At 76.5% G+C, this 22,299-nt stretch carries 27 protein-coding genes and 1 tRNA gene; 12 read left to right on the top strand and 16 right to left on the bottom strand.

Features of this window, described 5'->3' with window-relative positions; all coding sequences use genetic code 11:
• Position 1 precedes the first annotated feature (1 nt).
• From ACI78U_RS01245 to ACI78U_RS01215, 7 genes are all read right to left on the bottom strand, one after another.
• Positions 2-349 (bottom strand): hypothetical protein, encoded by a 348-nt coding sequence (locus ACI78U_RS01245; RefSeq protein ID WP_456873462.1) that lies wholly within the window; start codon positions 347-349, stop codon positions 2-4.
• A gap of 47 nt (positions 350-396) precedes the next feature.
• The gene (locus ACI78U_RS01240; protein WP_456873461.1) at positions 397-1,215 is read right to left on the bottom strand and encodes an ABC transporter permease; all 819 of its coding nucleotides are present in this window, start codon (positions 1,213-1,215) and stop codon (positions 397-399) included.
• On the bottom strand, positions 1,212-2,132 hold the full coding sequence (locus tag ACI78U_RS01235; protein WP_456873460.1) for an ABC transporter ATP-binding protein: 921 nt from the start codon (positions 2,130-2,132) through the stop codon (positions 1,212-1,214). Before ACI78U_RS01235 ends, ACI78U_RS01240 begins: the two co-directional genes overlap by 4 nt.
• 142 nt (positions 2,133-2,274) lie before the next feature.
• The gene (locus tag ACI78U_RS01230; RefSeq protein ID WP_456873459.1) at positions 2,275-3,354 is read right to left on the bottom strand and encodes an NAD(P)-binding domain-containing protein; all 1,080 of its coding nucleotides are present in this window, start codon (positions 3,352-3,354) and stop codon (positions 2,275-2,277) included.
• A gap of 27 nt (positions 3,355-3,381) precedes the next feature.
• Positions 3,382-3,723, bottom strand: a complete 342-nt coding sequence (locus ACI78U_RS01225) for a hypothetical protein (protein WP_456873458.1) — start codon at positions 3,721-3,723, stop codon at positions 3,382-3,384.
• A 22-nt stretch (positions 3,724-3,745) separates the two neighbouring features.
• On the bottom strand, positions 3,746-4,606 hold the full coding sequence (locus ACI78U_RS01220; RefSeq protein WP_456873457.1) for an NmrA family NAD(P)-binding protein: 861 nt from the start codon (positions 4,604-4,606) through the stop codon (positions 3,746-3,748).
• Positions 4,603-5,226 (bottom strand): NAD(P)-dependent oxidoreductase, encoded by a 624-nt coding sequence (locus ACI78U_RS01215; RefSeq protein ID WP_456873456.1) that lies wholly within the window; start codon positions 5,224-5,226, stop codon positions 4,603-4,605. The genes ACI78U_RS01220 and ACI78U_RS01215 overlap by 4 nt, the downstream gene beginning before the upstream one ends.
• Positions 5,227-5,290: 64 nt before the next feature.
• On the opposite strand from ACI78U_RS01215, the gene ACI78U_RS01210 reads away from it, so the two are divergent.
• The 3 genes from ACI78U_RS01210 (at position 5,291) to ACI78U_RS01200 (ending at position 6,635) form a co-directional block, all read left to right on the top strand.
• Positions 5,291-5,761 (top strand): MarR family winged helix-turn-helix transcriptional regulator, encoded by a 471-nt coding sequence (locus ACI78U_RS01210; RefSeq protein ID WP_456873455.1) that lies wholly within the window; start codon positions 5,291-5,293, stop codon positions 5,759-5,761.
• A gap of 370 nt (positions 5,762-6,131) precedes the next feature.
• The gene (locus tag ACI78U_RS01205; RefSeq protein WP_456873454.1) at positions 6,132-6,323 is read left to right on the top strand and encodes a DNA-binding protein; all 192 of its coding nucleotides are present in this window, start codon (positions 6,132-6,134) and stop codon (positions 6,321-6,323) included.
• 6 nt (positions 6,324-6,329) lie between these two features.
• Positions 6,330-6,635: an antibiotic biosynthesis monooxygenase family protein gene (locus ACI78U_RS01200; protein WP_456873453.1), complete on the top strand. Its 306-nt coding sequence runs from the start codon at positions 6,330-6,332 to the stop codon at positions 6,633-6,635.
• A gap of 87 nt (positions 6,636-6,722) precedes the next feature.
• Here ACI78U_RS01200 and ACI78U_RS01195 read toward each other — a convergent pair whose 3' ends face one another.
• The 7 genes from ACI78U_RS01195 to ACI78U_RS01165 form a co-directional block, all read right to left on the bottom strand.
• The gene (locus tag ACI78U_RS01195) at positions 6,723-7,937 is read right to left on the bottom strand and encodes a serine hydrolase domain-containing protein (RefSeq protein ID WP_456873452.1); all 1,215 of its coding nucleotides are present in this window, start codon (positions 7,935-7,937) and stop codon (positions 6,723-6,725) included.
• Positions 7,938-8,043: 106 nt separating this feature from the next.
• A complete protein-coding gene (locus tag ACI78U_RS01190) occupies positions 8,044-9,318 on the bottom strand; it encodes an alpha/beta fold hydrolase (protein ID WP_456873451.1) in 1,275 nt (424 codons plus the stop codon).
• 115 nt (positions 9,319-9,433) lie between these two features.
• Positions 9,434-10,168 carry a hypothetical protein gene (locus tag ACI78U_RS01185; protein WP_456873450.1) on the bottom strand — a complete coding sequence of 245 codons (735 nt, stop codon included), beginning with the start codon at positions 10,166-10,168 and terminating at the stop codon, positions 9,434-9,436.
• On the bottom strand, positions 10,165-11,064 hold the full coding sequence (locus ACI78U_RS01180; RefSeq protein ID WP_456873449.1) for an ABC transporter ATP-binding protein: 900 nt from the start codon (positions 11,062-11,064) through the stop codon (positions 10,165-10,167). The genes ACI78U_RS01185 and ACI78U_RS01180 overlap by 4 nt, the downstream gene beginning before the upstream one ends.
• A gap of 83 nt (positions 11,065-11,147) precedes the next feature.
• On the bottom strand, positions 11,148-11,834 hold the full coding sequence (locus tag ACI78U_RS01175) for a response regulator transcription factor (RefSeq protein ID WP_456873448.1): 687 nt from the start codon (positions 11,832-11,834) through the stop codon (positions 11,148-11,150).
• The gene (locus ACI78U_RS01170) at positions 11,831-13,039 is read right to left on the bottom strand and encodes a sensor histidine kinase (protein WP_456873447.1); all 1,209 of its coding nucleotides are present in this window, start codon (positions 13,037-13,039) and stop codon (positions 11,831-11,833) included. The genes ACI78U_RS01175 and ACI78U_RS01170 overlap by 4 nt, the downstream gene beginning before the upstream one ends.
• Positions 13,040-13,102: 63 nt before the next feature.
• Positions 13,103-13,175 (bottom strand) — tRNA-Lys (locus ACI78U_RS01165).
• A gap of 176 nt (positions 13,176-13,351) precedes the next feature.
• Between ACI78U_RS01165 and ACI78U_RS01160 the strand changes: the two genes are divergently transcribed.
• The 4 genes from ACI78U_RS01160 (at position 13,352) to ACI78U_RS01145 (ending at position 16,487) form a co-directional block, all read left to right on the top strand.
• A complete protein-coding gene (locus ACI78U_RS01160) occupies positions 13,352-14,557 on the top strand; it encodes a L,D-transpeptidase (RefSeq protein ID WP_456873446.1) in 1,206 nt (401 codons plus the stop codon).
• A 64-nt stretch (positions 14,558-14,621) separates the two neighbouring features.
• Positions 14,622-15,035, top strand: a complete 414-nt coding sequence (locus tag ACI78U_RS01155; protein ID WP_456873445.1) for a hypothetical protein — start codon at positions 14,622-14,624, stop codon at positions 15,033-15,035.
• A gap of 91 nt (positions 15,036-15,126) precedes the next feature.
• Positions 15,127-16,209: a WD40/YVTN/BNR-like repeat-containing protein gene (locus ACI78U_RS01150; protein WP_456873444.1), complete on the top strand. Its 1,083-nt coding sequence runs from the start codon at positions 15,127-15,129 to the stop codon at positions 16,207-16,209.
• A complete protein-coding gene (locus tag ACI78U_RS01145) occupies positions 16,206-16,487 on the top strand; it encodes a MoaD/ThiS family protein (RefSeq protein WP_456873443.1) in 282 nt (93 codons plus the stop codon). Before ACI78U_RS01150 ends, ACI78U_RS01145 begins: the two co-directional genes overlap by 4 nt.
• A 9-nt stretch (positions 16,488-16,496) precedes the next feature.
• Here ACI78U_RS01145 and ACI78U_RS01140 read toward each other — a convergent pair whose 3' ends face one another.
• Positions 16,497-16,745, bottom strand: a complete 249-nt coding sequence (locus tag ACI78U_RS01140; RefSeq protein ID WP_456873442.1) for a hypothetical protein — start codon at positions 16,743-16,745, stop codon at positions 16,497-16,499.
• A 195-nt stretch (positions 16,746-16,940) separates the two neighbouring features.
• Between ACI78U_RS01140 and ACI78U_RS01135 the strand changes: the two genes are divergently transcribed.
• Positions 16,941-17,369, top strand: coding sequence for a hypothetical protein (locus ACI78U_RS01135; protein ID WP_456873441.1), 429 nt, complete (start codon positions 16,941-16,943; stop codon positions 17,367-17,369).
• Here the strand turns inward: ACI78U_RS01135 and ACI78U_RS01130 are convergent.
• A complete protein-coding gene (locus ACI78U_RS01130) occupies positions 17,354-17,644 on the bottom strand; it encodes a DUF1540 domain-containing protein (protein WP_456873440.1) in 291 nt (96 codons plus the stop codon). The two genes, ACI78U_RS01135 and ACI78U_RS01130, sit on opposite strands and share 16 nt — an antisense overlap.
• Positions 17,645-17,817: 173 nt before the next feature.
• On the opposite strand from ACI78U_RS01130, the gene ACI78U_RS01125 reads away from it, so the two are divergent.
• From ACI78U_RS01125 to ACI78U_RS01110, 4 genes are all read left to right on the top strand, one after another.
• Positions 17,818-18,417 carry an HD domain-containing protein gene (locus ACI78U_RS01125; RefSeq protein WP_456873439.1) on the top strand — a complete coding sequence of 200 codons (600 nt, stop codon included), beginning with the start codon at positions 17,818-17,820 and terminating at the stop codon, positions 18,415-18,417.
• Positions 18,418-18,639: 222 nt separating this feature from the next.
• A complete protein-coding gene (locus ACI78U_RS01120) occupies positions 18,640-20,439 on the top strand; it encodes a wax ester/triacylglycerol synthase domain-containing protein (RefSeq protein ID WP_456873438.1) in 1,800 nt (599 codons plus the stop codon).
• 438 nt (positions 20,440-20,877) lie between these two features.
• On the top strand, positions 20,878-21,288 hold the full coding sequence (locus ACI78U_RS01115; protein ID WP_456873437.1) for a hypothetical protein: 411 nt from the start codon (positions 20,878-20,880) through the stop codon (positions 21,286-21,288).
• Between the two features lie 79 nt (positions 21,289-21,367).
• Positions 21,368-22,249: a hypothetical protein gene (locus ACI78U_RS01110; protein ID WP_456873436.1), complete on the top strand. Its 882-nt coding sequence runs from the start codon at positions 21,368-21,370 to the stop codon at positions 22,247-22,249.
• The last annotated feature ends 50 nt before the right edge of the window (positions 22,250-22,299 follow it).

Here is a 22,299-nt window from a genome sequence, read left to right as displayed (position 1 = left end):
CTCAGCCGGCGATGCGGTCGGCGGCCGCGCGCAGCGACCGCAGCAGCAGCACCTCCTCGGCCGAGCGGCGCAGCCAGGTACGCAGCGCGGCCGGGTCGTCGCGGGCGGCGTCGCGGACGCCGCCCAGGCGCAGCTGGCGGGTGTTGGCCTGCGCCCGCTGGGCCGGCGGCAGCGCCCGGCCCTCGGTGCGGGCCAGCGAGGTGAGCGCGGCGCCGACGTAGACGAGGTCGCGCACCTCGTCGACGTCGGCGAGGACGGCGTCGGCACCGGGGCCGTCGCCGTCCTCCAGTCGGCTCAGCAGCAGGCCGGCACGCTCGCGGCCGAGGGCGGCGGGATCGGGGGAGGTCACCCCTCCACTGTGCCCGCTCGCCGCCCCCGGCTGCGGGCGGTCCCTGCTCAGGCGTCGCGGCGGGTGAAGACCAGCGCCCCGACCGCGAGCACGACGGCGACCTCGACGGCGAACACGGCGAACCCGGCCCAGGGCTCGAGCAGCAGCGGGTTGAACGTCTCCGGCGTGGCGATCCGGGAGCCGGCGTTGCCCGGCATGAGCTTGGTCAGCCACTCGCCGAGCGCGCCGGGCAGCAGCATCACCAGGTTGCCGACCAGGAACACCAGCGCGAGCACCACGGACACGACGGCGGCCGTCGAGCGCAGCAGCAGCCCCGCGGCCATCGCGAGCAGGCCCAGCCCGGCCATGTACAGGCCGCTGCCGAGCAGGGAGCGCAGCATCCCGTCGTCGCCCAGGGCGATGCCGATGCCCTCGGCGGACAGGAAGGCGTTGCCGCCGAGCCAGCCGAGGAACGCGGTCACGACGCCGGCCACGAACAGCGTGCCGCTGAGCACCAGCGCCTTGGCCACCAGCACCCTGCCGCGGCGCGGGGTGGCGGCCAGGGTCGCGCGGATCATGCCGGTGCCGTACTCGCTGGTCACCGTCAGCGCGCCGAGCACGACGGCGGTCACCTGCGCGAACAGCAGCCCCCAGGTGATGAACGCGCCGACCGGCTCGCCGGTCTGCCCGGCGGCGAGGTCGGGGGCGACCAGCGCGCAGACGAGGGTGGTGAGACCGGCGCCGAGGGCGACCATCGCCGCCACCGACCAGCCGGTCGAGCGCACCGACCACAGCTTGATCCACTCGGCGTGCACGGTGCGGGGCAGCGAGGTGCCGCCCGGGGGGAGCGGGGCGGTGCGGGGAGCGGCCAGGGCGGGAGCGGTCACCGGGTCACCTCGGCGGGGCGGGCGGCGGCGTACTCGACGCTGCCGGCGGTCAGGGTCATGAACGCCTCCTCCAGCGAGGAGGTGACGAGGCCGAGCTCGTGCAGCACGAGACCGGCGCCGGCGGCGAGCTCGCCGGTGGTCGCGGTGTCGACGCCCTGCACGCGCAGGTCGTCGCCGTCGCGGGTGACGTCGGCGCCGGACCGGCGGAGCAGCTCGGCCAGCCGCCCGGCCTGCGGGGAGCGCACCCGGACGAAGGAGGCGGCGTGCTCGGCGATGAACTCGGCGGTCGAGCAGTCGGCCAGCACCCGGCCGCGGCCGATGACGACGAGGTGGTCGGCGGTCAGCGCCATCTCGGCCATCAGGTGGCTGGAGACCAGCACCGTGCGGCCCTCGGCGGCGAGGTCGCGGGCCAGGGTGCGCACCCAGCGGATGCCCTCGGGGTCCAGGCCGTTGACCGGCTCGTCGAGCACGACCACCGGCGGGTCGCCGAGGAGCGCCGCCGCGATGCCCAGCCGCTGGCCCATGCCCAGGGAGAACCGGCCGACCCGCTGGCCGGCCACCGCTTCCAGCCCGACAAGGCCCAGCACCTCCTCGACCCGAGCCGCCGGGATGCCGTTGCTGGCGGCCATCCAGCGCAGGTGCGCCCGGGCGGTGCGGCCCGGGTGCAGGGCGCGGGCCTCGAGCAGCGCGCCGACCGCGCGCAGCGGGGCGGGGGAGTCGGCGTAGCGGGCGCCGTCGACGGTGACCGTGCCGGAGGTGGGCCGGTCCAGGCCGATGACCATCCGCATGGTCGTGGACTTGCCGGCGCCGTTGGGCCCGAGGAACCCGGTCACGCGACCGGGGCGGACGGTGAAGGAGACGCCGTCGACGGCGACCCGGTCGCCGTAGCGCTTGGTCAGCTCGGTGGCGACGATCACGGGGTCACCGCCGGGAGGGGGGAGGGGAGGAGGTCATGGACCGGAAGGCTCCCGCCGGCGGGGTGCCCGGCACATCCGGGCGTTCCCCCGACCCGACCCTGATCCGCCCCCGACCGCGCGGTGGGGGAGCGCCCGGGGCGGGTCAGGCGGTGCGCGGCAGCTCGTCCGCGGCCAGCAGCCGGCGCAGCGTCACCGCGGCGCTGCGCCCGGCCCGGTTGGCGCCGATCGTGCTGGCCGACGGGCCGTAGCCGACCAGCTGCAGGCGGGGCTCGCCGACGGCGGAGGTGCCCTCGACGGGGATCACGCCGTCGCGGGTGCGCAGCCGCAGCGGCGCGAGGTGGCCGACGGCGGCACGGAAGCCGGTGGCCCACAGCAGCACGTCGGCGGCGAGGAACCGGCCGTCGTCCCAGGCCACGCCGTCGGGGGTGATCCGGTCGAACACCGGCAGCCGGGTGAGGACGCCGTCGTCGAGCGCCCGGCGCACCCAGGGGGTGACCACCAGGCCGGTCACGCCGACGACGCTGCCGGGCATCCGGCCGGCGCGGACGGCGTCGGCCACCCGGGCGACCGCCGCCCGGCCCTGCTCCTCGCCGAAGGGCCCCTCGCGCCAGACCGGGGGCCGGCGGGTCACCCACGTGGTGCGGGCGACCGGGGCGATCTCGCCGAGCAGCTGCACCGCCGACGCGCCGCCGCCGACGACCACCACCGACCGCCCGGCGAACTCCGTGGGCCCCCGGTAGCCGACCGTGTGCAGTTGCCGGCCGCGGAAGGTCTCCTGGCCCGGGTAGTGCGGCACGAACGGGCGGGTCCAGGTGCCGGTGGCGTTGACGACGCCGCGCGCCCGCCAGGTGCCGGCGTCGGACCCGACGAGGAACCGCCCGTCGCCGGTGCGGCGGACCGCGGACACCCGAACCGGCCGCTGCACGGGCAGGCCGAAGCGCCGCTCGTACTCGGCGAAGTAGGCCGGCACCGCCTCGACGGCGGGAAGGTCCTCGGACGCCGGCTCGAACGGCAGCCCCGGCAGCTCGTGCACCCGGTGGGTGGTGGCCAGCGTCAGCGAGGGCCAGCGGTGCTGCCAGGCGCCGCCGGGGGCGGTGTCGCCGTCGAGGACGACGAAGCCGCTGCCGGGCGCGAAGCCCTGCCGGGCCAGGTGGTACGCGGCGGACAGGCCGGCCTGCCCCGCCCCGACCACCACGACGTCGACGTCCCGCGGGCTGCTCACACCCGCGGAACGCCGGCCGGTCGGCCGCTATGCCGGGGTCAGCCGCTCCAGCTCGGCGCCGGTCAGGGTCACCGACTCCGGGTCGTACCCGAACCGGACGACGACGGCGCCGGGCCGGGCCTCCACCAGCCAGGCCGTGCGCGGCTCGCCGCCGTCGGCCGGGCGGTACTCCCAGCGCCCGGCGAGCAGCGCCAGCCCGCGGGCGCGCAGGAACGAGACCGCCTCCTCGCGCGTGGCGAAGGCGCGCAGCGGCGTGCCGGGGACGGCGTGCGCGGTCCACCCGCCGTCGCACGGCGCGGCGGCCAGGTGGCCGACGAGTTCGCCGTCCTCTGGACGGTGCACCGGCTCGAGCACGGGGGCGGTGGTCATGCCGCCGACGGTAGGGACGGGCTCAACCGGTTTCCGGCCGCCAGGCGTCGGCGTGGTCCTCGACGAACTGCCGCAGCGTGGTGGGCTCCCGGCCGAGCAGCCGCGCGAGGTCGCCGGTGGTGCGCGCGGCCAGGCCCAGCCGGCTGGTCGAGAACAGCAGGGTCATCACCAGGACCATCCCGGGGGGCGTGCCCTCGCTCAGCTTCTCCCTCGCGAAGGCGACCACCCCGGGGTGCGGGTAGACCACCGGGCGGCCCAGCACCGCCGACAGGGTGGCCGCGATCTCGGCGAAGGTCGGGGCCTCCCGGGCGGTCAGCTCGTAGGCTCGCCCCTCGTGGCCCGGCCCGGTGAGCGCCGCGGCGGCCACCTCGGCGAGGTCCCGGACGTCGACGTGCGCGGTCCGCCCGTTGCCCGCGGGCACCGAGATCCGCGACCGGTCCCGGATCTCCTCGCGGTGCACGGTGAGCAGGTTCTGGTAGAAGTTCGCCGGCCGCAGGTGGGTCCAGGCCAGGCCGGTCGCCTCCACCCGCTTCTCCAGGGCCCGGTGCGGCAGCAACGGGTTGCGCCCGGCCGCCTGCACCGACAGCACGACCACCCGCCGCACCCCGGCGGCGACGACCGCGTCGAGGAAGGGCTGCAGCCGCTCGACGCGGGCGATCTCGGGCGGGCGCAGCAGGAACAGCGCCTCGACGCCGTCGAGGGCGGCCGGCCAGCTGCCGGCGTCCTCCAGGTCGAGCCGGACGGCGGGCACCCCGGCCGGGAGCGCCGCGGCCGCCCGCTCCGGGTCGCGCGCACCGGCGCGCACGTCGGGGCCGAGCGCGGCCAGCCGGCGGACGACCTCGCCGCCGACCGTGCCGGTGGCGCCGGCGACGAGGACGGTCACCGGTCGCCGGCCACGACGAACGGCGCCGCCGACAGCCACTCGCGCCCCTCGGCCAGCTCGACCACGGCCAGGGCGGCGTCGGCCTTGGCCAGCGGCGCGGCACGCAGCCCGGGCGCCTCCGTGGTCAGGCGGTAGCGGCCGGTGCCGGGACGGTCGGCCAGCCGCGGCGGGCGCACCTGCGTCCACTCCAGGTCCGAGGCGGCGAGCAGCCGGTACTCGCCCTCCTTGTCCTCGACGACGTCGCGGGCCAGCCGGTGGGTGAGGCCCGAGACGAACCGCGCCCCGGCGCCCTTGCGATCACCCGGGAGGTCGCAGCCGGCCCCGGAGACGCCCACGAACCGGCGCGTACCGGCCTCGCCCATGGCGGCCACCAGCCCGGGCAGCGCCGCGCGGCCCACGTCCCCGCCGGAGCCCTTGGTCACGCCGACGCACCACAGGACGGCGTCGGCGTCCTCCACCGCCTTCGCGACCAGGACGGCGTCGCGGACGTCCCCGGTGCGCTCCTCCGCCCCCGCGTGCCCTGCCGGGCGGCGGGCCACCGCGACCACCGTGTGACCGCGTTCGACCGCCAGCCGCACCGCGTGCCGGCCCACGCCGCCCGCGGCTCCGAACACCACCACGTGCAACTCCGTCTCCCTCCGTGTCAGGTGCCCTGACACGATGGTGTCAGGTAACCTGACGCCCGTGCAACGGCGGGCGGAGCTGCCGCTGGCCTACCTGCTGCTGCAGGCCGGCCGGGCGTTCGACGCCGCCCTGCGCGAGGAGCTGGCCGCGCGCGGATGGCCGCGGCTGACGGCCGCGCAGTCGCTGGTCTTCGCCCACCTCGGCCCGAGCGGCACCCCGCCGGCCGAGCTCGCCCGGCGCCTGGGCACCACCCGCCAGGCCCAGCAGGACCTGGTGGCCGGTCTCGTGCGGCTGGGGCTGCTCGAGACCGTGGCCGACCCCGCGCGGCGCCGCGGCCGGCTGGTGCGGCTGACCGGCAGCGGGCGCGACCTCGCCGTCGACGCCGCCGCCGTTCTGGCGCGCTACGAGGAGGACCTCGGCGACCGGACGGCCCAGCTGCGGGCGCTGCTGGCCGAGGTCACCGCGGTGGCCGGCGGGTGGCGGCGGCCGGACGACGACGTCCCCGGTGGCCCGGGCGCGACGGCCGACTGACGCCGGCCGGTCTCCGCCGCGCGGACCCCGGGCACGGCGCAGGCAGCCGCCGGCTGGACCGGTCCTCGCCGACAGAGGGGGACGCCGTGCGCGCGATGGTCTACCGCGGGCCGTACGAGGTCCGGGTCGAGGACGAGGACGTCCGGCGATCGAGCACCCGGACGACGCGATCGTCCGCGTCACGCTGGCCGCCATCTGCGGTTCGGACCTGCACCTCTACCACGGGCTGATGCCGGACACCCGGGTCGGGCAGACCTCCGGCGTCCGGAGGGTGGTGCGCGCCGTCCGGAGCTGAGCGAGTGCGCCCACGCCGGGTTCGAGGTGCGGGAACGCGGCGTGGGCGCACCCGCTCGGCGCTACGGTCCGGGGCGTGACGCCACTGGACGAGCTACCGCGCATCGGCGCCCCGGCCACCGGGGCCCTGCGCCTGGCCGGCTACACGCGCCTCGACCAGCTCGCCGGCGTCCCGCGCACGTCGCTGGCCGCGCTGCACGGCGTGGGCCCGAGGGCGCTGCGGATCCTCGACGAGGCCCTCGCCGAGCACGGGCTGCGGATGAGCTGACCGCCCGTGTACCTGCGGATCTGGCAGTTCGACGTGCTGCCCGCGGCGGTCGACCGGTTCGTCGCGGCCTACGGCCCCGACGGGGACTGGGCACGGCTGTTCGCCCGCGCCGAGGGCTACGCCGGCACGGAGCTCTTCCGCAGCGCCGAGGGCGGGACCCGCTTCGTCACGGTCGACCGCTGGCGGGACGAGCCGGCCTGGGCGGCGTTCCTCGAGCGGGAGGGGGAGGACTACCGGGCCCTCGACCTGCGGCTGGCCGCGCTCACCGTGCGCCAGCGGCTGCTGCTGGAGGGGTCGTCACCACGGGCATGACGGCCCGGCCACGACGAGGGCGGCCCGCCGGGCGGACTGCGGCGGTCGCGACGGGTCCCGGCCGATGCTCGAGCGAGCGATCCCGGATCAGTCCCGCACCGCGGCGAGCGCCTGGAAGGCCATCAGTGCCTGCGGTCCGGGGATCGCGGCGTTGGTCAGCACCGCGACGGTGGCGCCGCTGTCGCGGTCGAACCCGATGAACGCCGAGTGCGCGGCCCCGATGCCCAGGTGGCCGATCACGGTCTGCGAGCCGGTGGAGTACCGCTCCAGTCCCAGGCCGTACTCGTGGCCGGTGACCCCGTGGGCCGACAGGTCCTCGGCCGGGACGAACGTGGTCATCTGCGCCTGGCTGGCCGCCGACAGCAGCCGGCCGTCGGCCAGCGCCTCGGTGAACAGCAGCAGGTCCGCCGCCGTCGACTGCAGTCCTCCGGCCGCGCCTCCGAGGGACGGGTGGTGACGGTCGGTGTGGTCGACGAACTGCCCGTTCTCCAGCCCGAAGCCGGGGGCTCCGCCACGGCTGACGACGCCGGTGTCGCGCAGGCCGAGCGGCTCGACGACGCGCTCGCGCACCTCGTCGTCCCAGGGCCTGCCCGTCACCTGCTCGATGACGTGCCCGAGCAGGACGTAGTTGGTGTTGGAGTAGGCGTGCGGACCACCCGGCTCTCCTGTCCGCCCGGCCGCCTCGGCGACCGCGAGGAGCTCCAGCGGCGTCCACTCGCGCCGTGCGTCGGCCTCCACCGCGGGCTGGTTGAGGTACTCACCCAGCCCGCTCGTGTGCTGGAGGAGGTGGCGGGGCGTGATCCGGTCGGCGCCGGCGAGGTCGGGCAGGAACCCGTCGATCCCGGCGTCGAGGTCGATGCGGCCCTCCTCAGCGAGTTGCAGCACCGCCACGGCGACGAACGACTTGGTGACGCTCCCGATGTTCCACGGGACGTCTGGATCGACGTCGCCGCTGTCGGCACCCGGTGCCCGGGTGCCGGACGTCACCGTGACGGTGGTCCCGTCCGCCTCGCGCAGCGCGAGGACGGCGCCGACGAACGCGCCGTCGGCATGGTGCGCCTCGAGGATGCCGCCCAGCGTCCGCCGGAGACCGGCCCCGTCCGAGGACGGCGTCGCGGTCGTCGTCGCGGCCCCGTCGGCGGCGACCGTGCTGGTGGGGTCGCCGGCGCCGCAGGCCGGGACGACGGTCAGGGTCGCCAGGAGCGCGGTCGCCGCCGTGGTGCGGATGCGTGCGGGTCGCCGCACCACGGCCGCCCGCGCGGGAGTGGACGAGGTGCTGTCGACGGTCGGGATGCCGGTCACGTCGGCCCTCCGAACGGTGTGCGCGCCCCTGGGACGTCGTGGTCGATCGGTCCGACGCGTCCGACGCGGCCCGCCCGCGGGGAGGGGGCGGTGCCTCGTGCCCTCCTCACGGCCCGCTGCCCTCCGGGTCGGTGGTCGACCGGCCGGCGCGGACGGCCTCGACCACGGCGGCGACCTCCTCGGCGACCAGGTGCGGCTGGCTCAGCGCGATGTCGTGGTCGCTGGTGGGGGAGACGACGTGGTGCGAGCCGGGCACCAGCGCGGCCAGTTCGGCCTGCTGGTCCGCCCACAGCTGCTCACGCGCCTCGTCGAGGCTGCCGGGTGGGTACTCCGCCGGACGGCGGCTGAGCACCGACAGCGGCACCGGCCGCAGCGGGTGGTCCGCCAGCGCCGTGGCCGTCTGCTGTTCGGCCGTGCAGATGTCGATCTGCTCGGGATCGACCTGCGGCGGCTGCAGCCGGCAGAGCGCCGCCGGTAGACCCGGCCGTTCCGCGGGAGGAACGGTGGGCTCGACGAGGTCGATCGTGCGCTCGTGGGTGGCGGGGTGCACGGCGTCGATCAGCACGAGCCCGGCCACCTCGGCGGGATGGCGGCTGGCGAACAGCAGGTCGAACAGTCCTCCGTTGGACGCCCCCGCGAGGACGTACGGCCCGGGGACGCCGGCGACCGCCAGCAGCGCCCGCAGGTCGTCCACGCGGTCCTCCGCGGTGCGCGGCGTCGGCGCCGGATCGCTCCGACCCTCCGCGCCGGCCTGGCCGGCCGGGTCGTAGCTGCAGACGCGGGTGAGGTCGGACAGCTGCTGCTGCAGGTCGTACCAGAAGTGGCTCAGCCCGTTGTCGAACACCACCGTGGGGCTGCCCCGGCCGGTGCAGCGGAGGAACAGCCGCCGGCCGTCCACGACGTGCCAGCCGTCGTACCGGCCTCGCGGGACCAGGGTCGGCGGCGCCGGACTGGCGGCGACCTGGTCGACCAGTCCGCCGTCGACGCCGATCGCCACCGCCACGCGCTGCCCCGACGGTGTCTCGCCGAGCGCCAGGGCCTGGTCCTCGCGAGGCGGGTGGGCGAAGCCGGTGAACCGGGCCGGGCCGACCTCGGACAACGCGCTCCGGAGTGCCTGGACCAGCTGCTCCGGTGGCAGCACGGCCTGCAGTTCGGGCGTGAGGTGCTCGGCGAGCTCCTCGGCGGTGAGCCTCGCGGCGTCGCCACCGAGCTGCTCGAACAGCCAGCCCAGGTGCTCGCCCAGCGGGCCGTCCGGAAGCCGGTGCTGCGGTCGGCAGTCGTGCAGCTCGTAGGCGTCGAACGCGGAGCAGTAGCGTGCCGCCTCCTGCTCCGGAGCAGCCGCCTGCGGAGAGTTGCAGGCTGTGGTGAGGACGGTCAACACGGCCGCACAGGCTGCGGCTCGGCTCGTCCGCATGGCAGGACCTCCTGGATCGGTCCGTCTCCTCGTCCCCCGGATCGCGGTGGACACGGAGACACGGTTGGCGCCGGAAGCGGCCTCAGACCGGATCCCGGCGGATGAACACCACCGCGCCGGCGAGGGCGAGCGCAGCGGCGTATCCGGCGAAGATCAGCCCGCCCGCGACGGGGGAGAGCGCCGACGGGTCGTCGTGGGCCAGCAGCGCGTTGGCCGCGCCGGTGGGCAGCCAGCGCTGCACCTCCTGGGTGTGCGTGACGATCGGGACCACCTGCTCGACGACGAACTTCCAGACCAGCACGCTCACCAGGGCGACGGCGCTGTTCCGGACCAGCGCGCCCAGGCCGACGGCCAGCACGGCCCAGGACGCCCCGAGGACCGAGCTCCCGACGACGCCCTGCGCCAGGCCGGATCCGGCGGTGACCGGGGCGCCGGAGAGCTGCAGGGCCACGGCTCCGGAGAGCACGGACAGCGCGGCGCCGAGCACCGCGAGGCCGGCTCCGTAGCCGGCCGCCACGGCCGTCTTGGCGGCCAGCACCCGCCCGCGGCGCGGGACCTGGAGCAACGTCGCGGCGAGCGTCCCGTGCTGGAACTCCCCTGCCGTGGCGAGCACGGCGACGACGACGGCGAGGAACCAGAGCACCTGGCCGGGGGCGACCGCGAGCTCGGCCAGCGTGGGCACGGTCCCGCTGTCGGCGGCGATGTCCACGGCGGCCCAGCCGATGACGGCGGAGCCGGCCGCCCCGAGCGCGAGGACGGCGCGGGGCAGGACGAGGGTGCGCAGCTTGAGGGTCTCGGTGGCGACGAGGTCGGTCATGGCCGGCGGCTCTCGTGCTCGGTGAGCCGGAGGAAGACGTCCTCCAGGTGGGGCTGTTCGGCCTGCATCTCGTAGACGACGAGGCCGGCCGAGGCGACGGCCTGGCCCACCTGCTCCGTGCTGGCGCCGGGCGCGACCACCTCGTCCGGTTCCCGCAGCTGTGCGGTGATCCCGCGGGCGGCCAGCGCGGCGTGCAGGGCCGCGGCCTGCGGCGTGCGCACCCGGACGACGGCGCGATCGCTGCCGACGATCTCGGCGAGGCTCCCCTCGGCGACCAGTCGCCCCTTCTGGACGATGACGACGTGGTCGGCCGCCTGCGCGAGCTCGGCCAGCTGGTGGCTGGAGAGGAGCACGGTGCCGCCCCGTTCGGCCCGCGCCCGCAGCAGCACCCGGAGCCAGTGGACGCCGGCGGGGTCGAGCCCGTTGGCCGGCTCGTCGAGCACCAGGAGCGGCGGGTCCCCGAGCAGCGCGCCGGCCAGCGCCAGGCGCCGACGCATGCCGAGGGAGAAGCTGCCCACCCGTCGCCGGGCCGCTCCGGCGAGGTCGACCTCGTCGAGCACCTCGTCGACACGAGCGGTGGGCATCCGGTGGGGGCGGGCCAGGACGCGCAGGTGGTCGCGGGCGGTCCTGCGGGGATGGAACCCGTCCGCCTCGAGCGCCGCGCCGACGGTGAACGCCGGGCGGTCCAGCCGGGCGTAGGGCCTGCCCGTGACCAGTGCGGAGCCCGACGTCGGCCGGGTCAGCCCCAGGATGGCCCGCAGCGTCGTCGTCTTCCCGGCTCCGTTGGGGCCCACGAAGCCGGTGACGGTGCCCTCGCGGACGGCGAAGCTGAGCCCGTCGACGGCGGTCACCGAGCCGAAGCGCTTGGTGAGCCCGGATACGGCGATGGCGTCCATGGCGTCCCTCCGCGAAGGCCTCCGGACGCCGACGCTAGGTCGGCTCGGCCTGCACGCTCGTCGGCCCGCGGGCGAGAACCGCGTCAGCCGGTGGGATGAGGCGTCGCATCCCCGGGGCGGACCAGCCCCGTCTCGTACGCCGCCACCACCAGCTGGGGGCGGTCGCGCAGGTGGAGCTTGGCCAGCAGCCGGGAGACGTGCGTCTTCGCCGTCGCCTCGCTGACCAGCAGCCGGGCCGAGATCTCGGTGTTGGACAGGCCGTGGCCGACCAGTGCGAGCACCTCCCGCTCCCGCTCGGTGAGGCCGTCAAGCCGTCGGGCCTCCGCGGCCGGCACCGCCCCGCGCCGGCGGAGCGTGGTCTCGACGAGGCGGCGGGTGGCGGCCGGATCGATCAGCGCGTCGCCGCCGGCCACGATCCGGACGGCGTCGAAGACCCGTTCCGGCGGCGCGTCCTTGAGCAGGAAACCCCGAGCTCCTGCCTGGATCCCCGCGTAGACGTACTCGTCCAGGTCGAAGGTGGTGAGGACCAGCACCGCCACGTCGCAGGTGCGCTGGTCAGCGACCAGCCGGCGGGTCGCCTCGATGCCGTCCATGCGGGGCATCCGGACGTCCATGAGGACGACGTCGGGACGGGTGGCCCGCGCCTGCTCGAGCGCAGCCTGCCCGTCACCCGCCTCGCCCACCACCTCGATGTCGGGGGCGTACTCGAAGAGTGCCCGCAGCCCGGCGCGCACGAGCGGCTGGTCGTCCACGACGAGGACCCTGATCATCGACCGTTCTCCCCGTAGGGGATGCGGGCCTCGACCCGCCAGCCGCCACCGGGAGCCGGGCCGCTGGTCATCGTGCCGCCGTAGAGGCCGACCCGCTCCCGCATGCCGAGCGTGCCGTGGCCGCCGGGGTGCTCGACGCCGTCGTCCTCGGACCGCGAGGTGCCCCCGGCAGGCCCGTCGTCCTCCACGCACAGGGAGAGCAGGCCGGACCGGGCCGTCACCGCCACCCTGGCCTTCGTCGGCGCGGCGTGCCGCAACACGTTGGTCAGGGCCTCCTGGACCACCCGGTAGGCGGTGAGCGAGACCCCCGGAGGGACGTCGTCGAGCTCACCGTGCGTCCGGACGTCGACGGTGACTCCCGCGTCGACCACACGGGACACCAGCTCGTGCAGCCGCCCGAGGCTCGGCGCGGGCAGCCGGACTCCGCTCTCCTCGTCGTCCTGGTCGCGGAGGACGGTGACCAGGCGCCGGGTCTCCCCGAGCGCGCCTCGCGTGAGCCCCTCGATCCGGGCCAGCATCGCGCGTTCGCGCTCCGGATCGGTGCCGACCGCGAGCCGAGCGGCCCCGGCGTGCATCGCGATGACGCTCATGCTGTGCGCCAGCACGTCGTGCAGCTCCCGAGCCATGCGCAGGCGTTCGGAGGCCACCGCCGAGCGGGCCAGCTCCAGGCGTGCCTGCTCGAGCTCGGCGGCCCGGCGCCCGTTCTCCAGCGCCAGGACCTGCAGGGTGCGGACGACGGCGCCCAGGCACCAGGCGGCGGTGATGATCACGAGGTAGAGGACCGTGGACGCCCATCCGGGGAACAGGGGCTCCAGGCGGAGCAGGAGGGCGCTCGCGGCCAGCACCAGGGCCAGCAGCAGCAGCGCCCGGCGCCGGTCGAGCACCGCGGCGCTGCCGTGGACGACGAAGAGCACGGCCGGTCCCAGCAGGTGGCCGGGCAGGCCGAGCGCGCCGACGAAGACCGCCGCGGTGGCCAGCAGCTGCGCCGTCGCCGCCCACGGGTTGACCCGACGCCAGGCGACCGAGGCGGCGTGCAGCACGGCGACCAGCCGGGCCGCCAGGAGGTCCCCGGTCCCGACCAGCGCGACCGCCTCGGTGGCCAGGACGAGGCCGGCATAGGCGCAGACGGCGGCGAACGTGACATCCAGGGCCAGCGACCGGAGCGGGGGCCGTTGGACCGACCACCACTCGGCGTGGCCTGTCACCGGCCCCACGGTAGGGGCAAGACGCGGGCCGCGGAACCCGCGCGCGGCCGGTGTGACGTGCTGTGCGCCATCAGGGACTCGAACCCCGAACCCGCTGATTAAGAGTCAGCTGCTCTGCCAATTGAGCTAATGGCGCGTGTCGCCCGCCTGCGCGGGCTCCGGGAGGGAACGATACCAGCGCCCGGCCGGCGGTCGCCGCCGGGGGCGGGACCGACGAACCGCCACTCCCCGTTCACGACGTGGACACTGGGCCCGGTGCAGCCGCGCCCGGCCGGGTCGCGGGCGGGCGGGACCGAAGGGCGGGCAGCAGGCGTGCGACGGACAGCGGCGCTGGTCACGGTGGGGGTCCTGGCGCTGGTCGGCGGGTGCAGCGCGGGCGGTGACGGCGGGTCGGCGTCCGCCTCGTCGTCGTCCTCGTCCGCCCCGGCGACGGCGACCACGCCCGCCGACGCGCCCCCGCCGCAGCTGCGGCTCGCCCCCGCCGACGGCGCGGCCGACGTCGCCCCGGGCGACCCGGTGGAGATCTCGGTCACCGACGGCGAGCTGGCCGAGGTCACCGTGACCGACGGCGCGGGCACCGACGTGCCCGGGCAGGTGGCCGACGGCGAGACCGACGGCACCGAGCTGTGGACGCCCGACACCCCGCTGGAGTGGGGCACCACCTACACGGTCACGGCCGCCGCGGTGAACGCCGAGGACGAGCGCGCCGAGGCGACCGGCACCTTCACCACCGCCGTGCCCGACGCGCTGGCCACCCCGGCGGTCGGCCCGCTCGACGGGCAGACCGTGGGCGTCGGCATGCCCATCCGCGTCTACTTCGAGCAGCCGGTCACCGACAAGGCCGCCGTCGAGAGCCACCTGCTGGTCACCAGCTCCACCCCGACCGACGGCGTGTGGAGCTGGATCGACGACACCGAGGTGCACTTCCGGCCCTCGCAGTACTGGCCCGCGGACACCGACGTCACCCTCGAGGCCGACCTCTACGGCGTCCCGTTCGGCGACGGCGTGTGGGGCCGGGAGGACCGCACCGTCTCCTTCCGGGTGGGCGCCCGGCACGTCTCGATCGCCGACGCCGCCACCCACCGGCTGCAGGTCTACGACGGCGACCGGCTGGTGCAGGACTTCCCGATGAGCGCCGGCAGCCCGGAGAACCCGAGCTACAACGGCCCGCACGTGGTCACCGAGCTCAACGCCGACCGGGTCATGGACTCGAGCACCTACGGCGTGCCCGTCGACAGCCCCGACGGCTACCGGACGCCGGTGAAGTGGGCCGTGCGGCTGTCCGACAGCGGCGAGTTCGTCCACGGTGCCCCGTGGTCGGTGGCGCAGCAGGGCCGGGAGAACGTCTCCCACGGCTGCATCAACCTCTCCGACGAGAACGCCCGCTGGTTCTTCGAGTTCTCCCAGCCGGGGGACGTCGTCGAGATCGTCAACTCCGGCGCCGGCACGCTGACCTCGGACATCGCCGACTGGACCATCCCCTGGGACCAGTGGCGGGCCGGCAGCGCCCTGCAGTGATCTCCGTTTCCTGAGCCGCCGCGGAGGGCACCTCACCAGCGGTTCTCGGAGAAGGGGAGGCGTCGTGGACACCTGGGTGATCGTCCTCATCGTGGTGGTGGCGCTGGTGGTGCTGGCGCTGATCGCCCTCGCGCTGGCCAAGCGCAGCAGGGTGGCCGGCGCCCGGCGCCGCGAGCAGCAGCGCCTGCAGGCGCGCGAGCGCCTGGACGAGGCCCGGCTGCGCGGCGCGCAGGCGGAGAAGGAGCAGGCGCTGGCCGAGGAGCAGGCAGCCCGCGCCCGCCGCGAGCGCGCCGAGGTCGAGGAGCGGACCCGCCTGGCGGAGCAGGAGGCCCGCGAGCGGGCGGCCAGCGCCAAGGAGCACGCGTCGGCCGCGGAGCGGCTGCGGGCCGAGGCGGAGAAGCTCGCGCCCGGCGTGGCCGAGCGCGACGGCCACGCCCCGGCCGCTGGCGACGGCCCCGGAGGCGCCACCCGCCGCTGACCCGCGCTCGCACCGCTCAGTTCCGGCCGGCACGGCGGTCTGTCCCTGGTGAGCGGGGCCGGCCGGGCCCCACCGGACACCGGAGGGCGCCGTGACCGACCTGCTCGCCATCGGCACGCGCAAGGGGCTGTGGCTGGCCCGCAGCGACGACGACCGCCGCACCTGGCAGCTGGACGGGCCGCACCTGGTGGCTCAGGAGGTCGCCGCGGTCGGCCTGGACGTGCGCGGCCCGGCGCCGCGTGTGCTCGCCGGGGTGACCTACGGCCACTGGGGTCCCACGGTCACCTGGTCCGACGACCTCGGCCGCACCTGGTCGGAGACCGACGAGGGCGCGATCCGCTTCCCTGCCGACACCGGCGCCGCGCTGGCCCGGGTCTGGCAGCTGCGGCCCGACGTCGCCGGGCGGCCGGGCGTCGTCTGGGCCGGTTGTGAGCCGCACTCGCTGTGGCGGAGCGACGACGGCGGCCGCACGTTCGCGTTGGTCCGCGGGCTGTGGGACCACCCGCACCGGCCCACCTGGGAGCCCGGCGGTGGCGGCGGTGCCGTGCACACCGTGCTGCCGCACCCCACCGGCGACCGCGTCGTCGTGGCGATGAGTACCGGCGGCGTCTACGTCAGCGACGACGGCGGCACCTCGTGGGAGCCGCGCAACTCCGGCATCACCACGTCGTTCCTCCCCGGGCCGCCGCCGGAGTACGGCCAGTGCGTGCACAAGGTCGCCGTCGACGCCGCCGACCCCGACCGGCTCTACGCGCAGAACCACTTCGGCGTCTTCCGCACCGACGACGCCGGCGGGCGCTGGACCTCGATCGCCGACGGGCTGCCCGCCGACTTCGGCTTCCCCGTGGCCGCCTCACCGCGGACGCCGGGCGCGGCCTGGGTGGTGCCGCTGGTGGCCGACGCCGACCGGACCCCGCCCGGCGGCCGGCTGCGGGTGCACCGCACCCGGGACGCCGGGGAGAGCTGGACCGAGCTCGGCGACGGGCTGCCCGACGCCTCCTGGACCGCCGTGCTGCGCGACGCGGTCTGCGTCGACGAGGCCGACCCGACCGGGGTGTACGTCGGCACCCGCGACGGCTGCGTCTACGCCAGCCGCGACGAGGGGGACTCGTTCACCCTCGTGGCCGCCCACCTGCCCGACGTCCTGAGCGTGCGCGCGGCGCGGCCGGTATGAGCGTCGAGGTGCTCCTGCCGGGGGTGCTCGCCGACCTGGTGGGCGGGCAGCGGCGGCTGCTGGTGGAGCCCGTGCCGGGCACGGTCGCCGGCCTGCTCGACGCGCTCGCCAGCGAGCACCCGGTGCTGGCACGGCGGATCCGGGACGAGGCCGGGGCGCTGCGCCGGTTCGTCAACGTGTACGTCGACGGGGACGACGTGCGGTTCGCGGCGGGCGTGGACACCGCCGTCCGCGACGGCGCCGTCGTGCAGGTGCTGCCCTCGGTGGCCGGGGGCTGAGCGGCCGGGTCAGAGGCGGGCGAGCTCGGCGCACTCCTGGCAGAGCTGGTGGTCCTCGTAGCCCTCCGGCGGCCACACGGTCTCGTCGTCGACGGCGACGTAGGCACCGCACAGCGACTTGCGGCTGCGGCCCTGCACGCGGCCGATGGTGGCGTGTGCCGGTCCGATCTGCCGCGGCTGGAGACCCTCCGGCGTGCCGACCGAGCCGACCATCACGACGGCGTGGGCGGTCCCGTAGGAGTAGGCGGTCGTCGTCATGACGCCAGCGTCCGAGCCCGGGCGGGGCCGGAGAAGCACCGGCCGGTGCGTGTCCGGCACGGTCCGCCACAGCAGTCCCGGCCGTCCCACCGGACACCCGGATGCGGCCGTTCCGGTTCCCCGGATCCCGTGCGGGCGTGGACGCGCGCGCTGCGATGAGGTTAGGCTTCCCTTTGCTCGACTCAGGGAGGCTCGATGGGACTGCGGCTGCCGCTCGGACAGGTGACCGTGCTGCTCGGACCGGAACGCGTCCGCCGCCACGTGATGGCGGCGCTCGACGAGAGCACGGGTCGCTGCGCCGACGGGCACGGTGCCGTCCCGGCCCGGCGGCTGTCGTCGTCGGCCGCCGAGGGCATCGGGCCGCGCCTGGAGGCCCTGGCGCAGGCCGGCCGCGACGGAGCCGCGATCGTGCTGGTCGACCGGCTCACCGACGGGCTGACCGCGGCCGACCGCCGGACGGTGCTGGCCGCCGTGCGTCCGCTCGCCGGCCCCGGCTGCGCCGTCCTCGTCGACGACGCCGACTCCGTCGCCGCGCTGTCGTTCGCCGACGGCGCGCTGCGCGCCGGTGCCACCGGGGAACTGTCCCTCGAGCCGGTCGGGGGCTTCGACTACCTGGCCTCGTAGGTCAGGCAGTCGGCCGCGTCGGCCGCCGGGCCGACCCGGACACCCGGCGCGGTGCACTCGAGCTGCTCGTTGTGCCGGCAGTCGGAGCGGTGACACGCGCCGACCATCCCGGTGCGGTCGAGGCCGGCCCGGAACGAGATCTCGACGAAGGTGCCGCAGTGGGCGTGGTCGCCACTGACCGTGATGGCGCCCGCGTGGCAGGCAGAGTCCGCGTTGTAGGAACAGCTGCTGACCGAGCAGTCCTGCACCTGGGGGAGTTCCTGCATCGTCGTCATGGGCCTCAGGGTGACAGCCCGGCGGGGCCCTCGCCAGCGAGGGAAGGCTGCCCTGACCTGGGCCGACGGCCTCCCGTTCCGGTGCGTCAGGTGGTCGCGCGGCGGGCCCGTCGACCCGTCGCCCGCCGGCGGCGGGGGGCGCGGGTCACGGCGCGCGGGCGTACCGTCACCGTGTGCCCGACCTCCAACAGCGGGGGCTGCACGACGCGGTCGCACGGCGTCCTCTCGCCGACGCCGCCCGCGGCCTGGCCCGTGACCTGCTCACCGACGCGGACGGCCGCTGGGAGCACACCCAGGGCGTCGCCCGCCGTGCCGCCGAGGTCTCCGTCGCGGTACCGCAGGCCGACCGCCCGGTGCTGGTCACCGCCGCGTGGCTGCACGACATCGGCTACGCGCCGCGGCTGCACCGGTCGGGCTTCCACCCCCTCGACGGCGCCTGGTACCTGCAGGACCTCGGCTGGCCCGAGCCGCTGGCCGGGCTGGTGGCGCACCACTCGGCGGCCCGCTTCATCGCCGCGGTCCGCGGACTGGCCGGCCCGATGCGTGCCTTCCCGGCGTCCCGGTACGCCTTCGGCCCGGTCGCCGACGCGCTGACCTACGCCGACCAGACCACGGGCCCCGACGGTCAGGTGATGACCGTGGAGGACCGGCTCGCCGAGATGCTGCGCCGACACGGCCCGGACAGCCCCAACGCCCGGGTGCACCCCCGGCGCGCACCGGCCATCCGCGCAGCGGTGCACCGCACCGACCGGCGTCTGCGCGCCGGGCGCTGACCGGCCGCCGCGGCACGGCGCCGGGACGGGTCCGAGGGCCCCGCAGGCGGTGACCTTCGCTCGGTGCCCGGTCGGTCTCCGCCGCGCAGCCTGGAGGGGCAAGGTCATCGAGCGGCGGCCGGGGGCAGTCACCGCGTACCTGGCGCGGGTCGACGAGGCGGGCGCGTCCGTCCGCCGGCGGACGGGAGTGGGGGGCGGCTCGTGGACCCGACGCCATTGACCATGGGTGAGCTGGCGACCGTGTGGGTGGACGAGCCGGCCACGCCCTTCCACATCGCCCTCGCCGGCGAGTTCGACGGGGCCCCGTTCCGGCGCGACGACGGCAGCATCGACCTCGGGCGGGTCAGGGCCGAGCTGGTGCGCCGGGTCGGCCGGGTGCCGGCGCTGCGGCGCCGGGTGGTGTGGCCCCGCTCCGGACGGGGCCGGCCGTACTGGGACGACGACCCGGCCTTCGACGCCGCCACCCATGTGGCCGTCTCGTTCCTGCCGGACGGGGTGGGCTTCGCCGACTGGTGTGCCGAGGCGGTCCTCCGCCCGCTGGACCACGGTCGGCCGCTGTGGCGGGCAGAGGTGATCGCCGGCCTGCCCGACGGCCGGTTCGGGGTGCTCATCATGGTGCACCACGTGGTCGCCGGCGGGCTGGCCGGGGTGGCGCTGGCCGCGGCCCTGCTCGACACCGGACCCGAGGAGCTCGCGGAGCGGCCGATGACGGCATCCGACCCGGCCCCGCCCCTCCCGCCCACTGCCGCCGCACCGTCGCGAGGCCTGCCGGACCGGGTGGGCCACCGCTGGCGGCAGCTGACCGACGCCGCGGCGGACTTCCGCACCCGCGCGCCGATCACCTCGCTGAGCCGACCGCTCGGTGCCGGGCGGCGGCTGGCGACCGTGCGGCTGCCGCTGTCCGAGCTGCGCGAGACCGGGCACGAGCTCGGGGTGAGCCTCAACGACCTCCTGCTCACCGCCGTCGCGGGTGGGCTGCGGGAGCTGCTGACCAGCCGCGGCGACGACGTCACCGGCCTGGTGCTGCGCGCCTCGGTGCCTGTCGGCGCCCGCGGCGCCGGGCAGCCGGAGGGCCTGCTGGTCGTCGGCCTGCCGGTCGGTGAGGCCGACCCCCTGCGCCGCCTGGCGGCCATCCACCGGGACACCGCCCGGCTCAAGGCACGCCTGCGCGCCGGCGGCGGCGACGTCCTCGACGTCCTGCAGCTGCCCCTGCCGCTGGCCCGGCTGGCGGTGCGCTGGATGCGGCGCATCGCCGGGGGACGGATCAACCTCTTCGTCACCAACGTGCCCGGCCCCGATCGGCCGCTGTGGTTGGCCGGCGCCCGCCTGGTGGAGGCGCTACCGGTCGCACCCCTGACTGCCGGCGTCCCGCTCGGGATCGCCGCGCTGTCCTACACCGGCACCCTCGCCGTCGGCATCGACGCCGACTCCGCCGTCGACGACCTCGACGTGCTCGCCGCCGGGGTGCAGCGGTCGGCCACCGCGCTGGTGGAGGCGGCGAGGTCCGGCGCGGGGCTGCCCACCGTGCCGGCCCGGGACGCGGGCCCGCGCGCCGCCCGGCGGGTCATCGAGAACGCTCTCGTCACGGACCGGACTCCGGCCGAGCTGTTCGCGTTCATGACCGACCCGCGGCGGGAGCTGGACTGGAACCCGCAGTTGCTGGCGGTGGAGCAGCTGACCGACGGGCCGGTCGGGGTCGGTACCCGCTTCCGGATGCGGTTCAGGCACGGTGCCGGCGACAGCACGGTCGTCTACACCCGCGTCGATCCGCCGCGGTCCTGGGCCGCGCGCAGCACCTCGCCGCGGCTGGACGTCCGCGTCGAGGGCCGTGTGGAGCCGGCCGGGTCCGGTGCGCGGCTGGTCGTCCGCACCGACCTGCGGCCGCGCGGGCTGCTGCGCCCGCTGGCCCCGCTGCTGCGCCGGTACGTGCACCGGACCTGGGACCGCAACCTGTCGACCATCAGCACCCACCTCCGTGCGGGGCGACAGGCTCCGCTCCAGCGTTCACCTGACCGCCGCTGATCGGCACCGATCCCGGGCTCGCCGGCACCGCCGCGGCAGCGGCGGGCAGGTGGGCGGCCTGCCGTCCTCCCGCGGCCGCGCCGGGTTCCTCTCGGGGCGGCGGTGGTCGGTGCGGCGTCGACCGCTGTCGCCTGGCGCACGGGCGGGGTGCGGGCCGTCCTGCTGCCGCACGTGCCCACCGACGCCTGCGGCGTCCGGGTGGCCCGCTCCTGGCTCGGCCGCTGGTCTCGGGGGACCCGCCGACCGGTCACCGGGGCTCGGCACGGCACGGCGGGCCGGGGGTGCCAGGCGTCCCCTGACGCCTCGACGTTCCGGTACGGGCAGGGTCGGAGGTCCTGGGCTGCCGGGACGGACCCTCCGGTCGGTGCGGGACCCGCGCCCCTGCCGGGCCCTCTCGGAGCCCGGCAGCCTGGACAGGAGCTCCAGGAGGTGGTTCGGATGAGCAAGCGGCAGATCACCCGGCTGTTCGTCGGGAGCCTGCTCGCCGTCGTGGCGGGGCTGGCAGTGGTGGCGTTGGGCGGTGGACTGGCCATCGCCAGCGACGTCCTCGTCACCCAGGGCCCCGATGTGGTGGGGGTCGACGCCGGTGGGGCGGGCTGGCTGTTGATCGCGCTGGCGATCGTCGGCGTCCTGGTGCTGCTGGCGGCCGGGGTGGGCCTGCTCGTCGCCTGGGTGGCAGCACTGCTGGCCACTGCCCGCCTGGAGGACAAGACCTGGTTCCTGGTCCTGCTGGTGACCGGTCTGGTGAGCCTCGGCGTCGTCGGGATGGTCCTCTACCTGGTCGCCGGCCCGGACGACCGGTCCACCCGCCCGCCGGCGCAGCCGTGGATGGCCGGAGCCGGTCGATGACGCGCCACCCGGCAGCCACTCCAGGACCGGCGGGACCGCGCCGGCGTGGCCGGTCACTGACGTGGCGAGGGCCGGCTCGATGAGGGCACCGCTGCAGGTGCCCGAGATCACGGTGAGCGCGGCCGAGGCGACGGTGGAGGCAGGGCGCCCCCTGGAGGTCACCGTCCGGTTCGTCCCCGACCACCCCAGCGAGGTCAGCGGCGGACAGGTCGAACTCGTCCGGCACGGGGCGATCGCGCATCTCGAGCGCGGCTGGATGGGCGCCGGCGCCACGGTGAGCTCCCGCCGCTCCGCGGTCCTCGACCGCGCCGATCTCGGCCCGGCCGAGCCGCTGGTCGCCGGGCAGCGGCTGCTGCGGCGGGTGACGCTGACCGTGCCGGCGGGGGAGGCGACCGTCGAGGGGTACCTCGTGCAGCAGGCCTACGCGATCCGTGCGCGGCTCCACGTCCCTCACGGCCGCGACGCGGAGGCGAGCACCGCGGTGCGGGTGACCTCCCACGCCGCGGACCGCAACTGGGTGACCGGCACCGCGGCGGTCGTCGACGACGCCGGCGTGGCCGCCCTCGGCCTCGAGGAGGTGTCCAGCCGGCGGTTGTCCGGCGGCGTCCCCGTCTCGGGCACGGTGACCGTGACCCCGCGCGGGGCCGGCCGCGCCCGGGGCGTGCGTGTCGAGCTGGTCCTCGCCGAACAGGTGCCGGCCCGCCTGCCGGAGATGCCGCTGGAGGAGGACCGCGCCGAGACCACCGTGGTGGCCACCATGGCGGTGGCCGGGCCCCTCGAGGTGGAACCCGGCGCGGTGCTGCGGCTGCCGTTCACCATCCGGCCGCCGCTGCCGCTGCCGGCCCCGTCCATCAGCGCGCCGGAGTTCACCCTCCGCTGGCTGCTGCGTGCCGTCCTCGACCGCCCGGGGCGGCCGGATGCCACCACCACGCTGGAGCTGTGGGCCGCGACCGCGCCCTGACGAGTAGGGAGGAGACGTGATGCGGGCCGACGAACGGCACGAGACCCGCC

The sequence above is a fragment of the Geodermatophilus sp. SYSU D00710 genome, from assembly GCF_054050195.1.
This window is presented reverse-complemented; position numbering and strand designations above follow the sequence as displayed.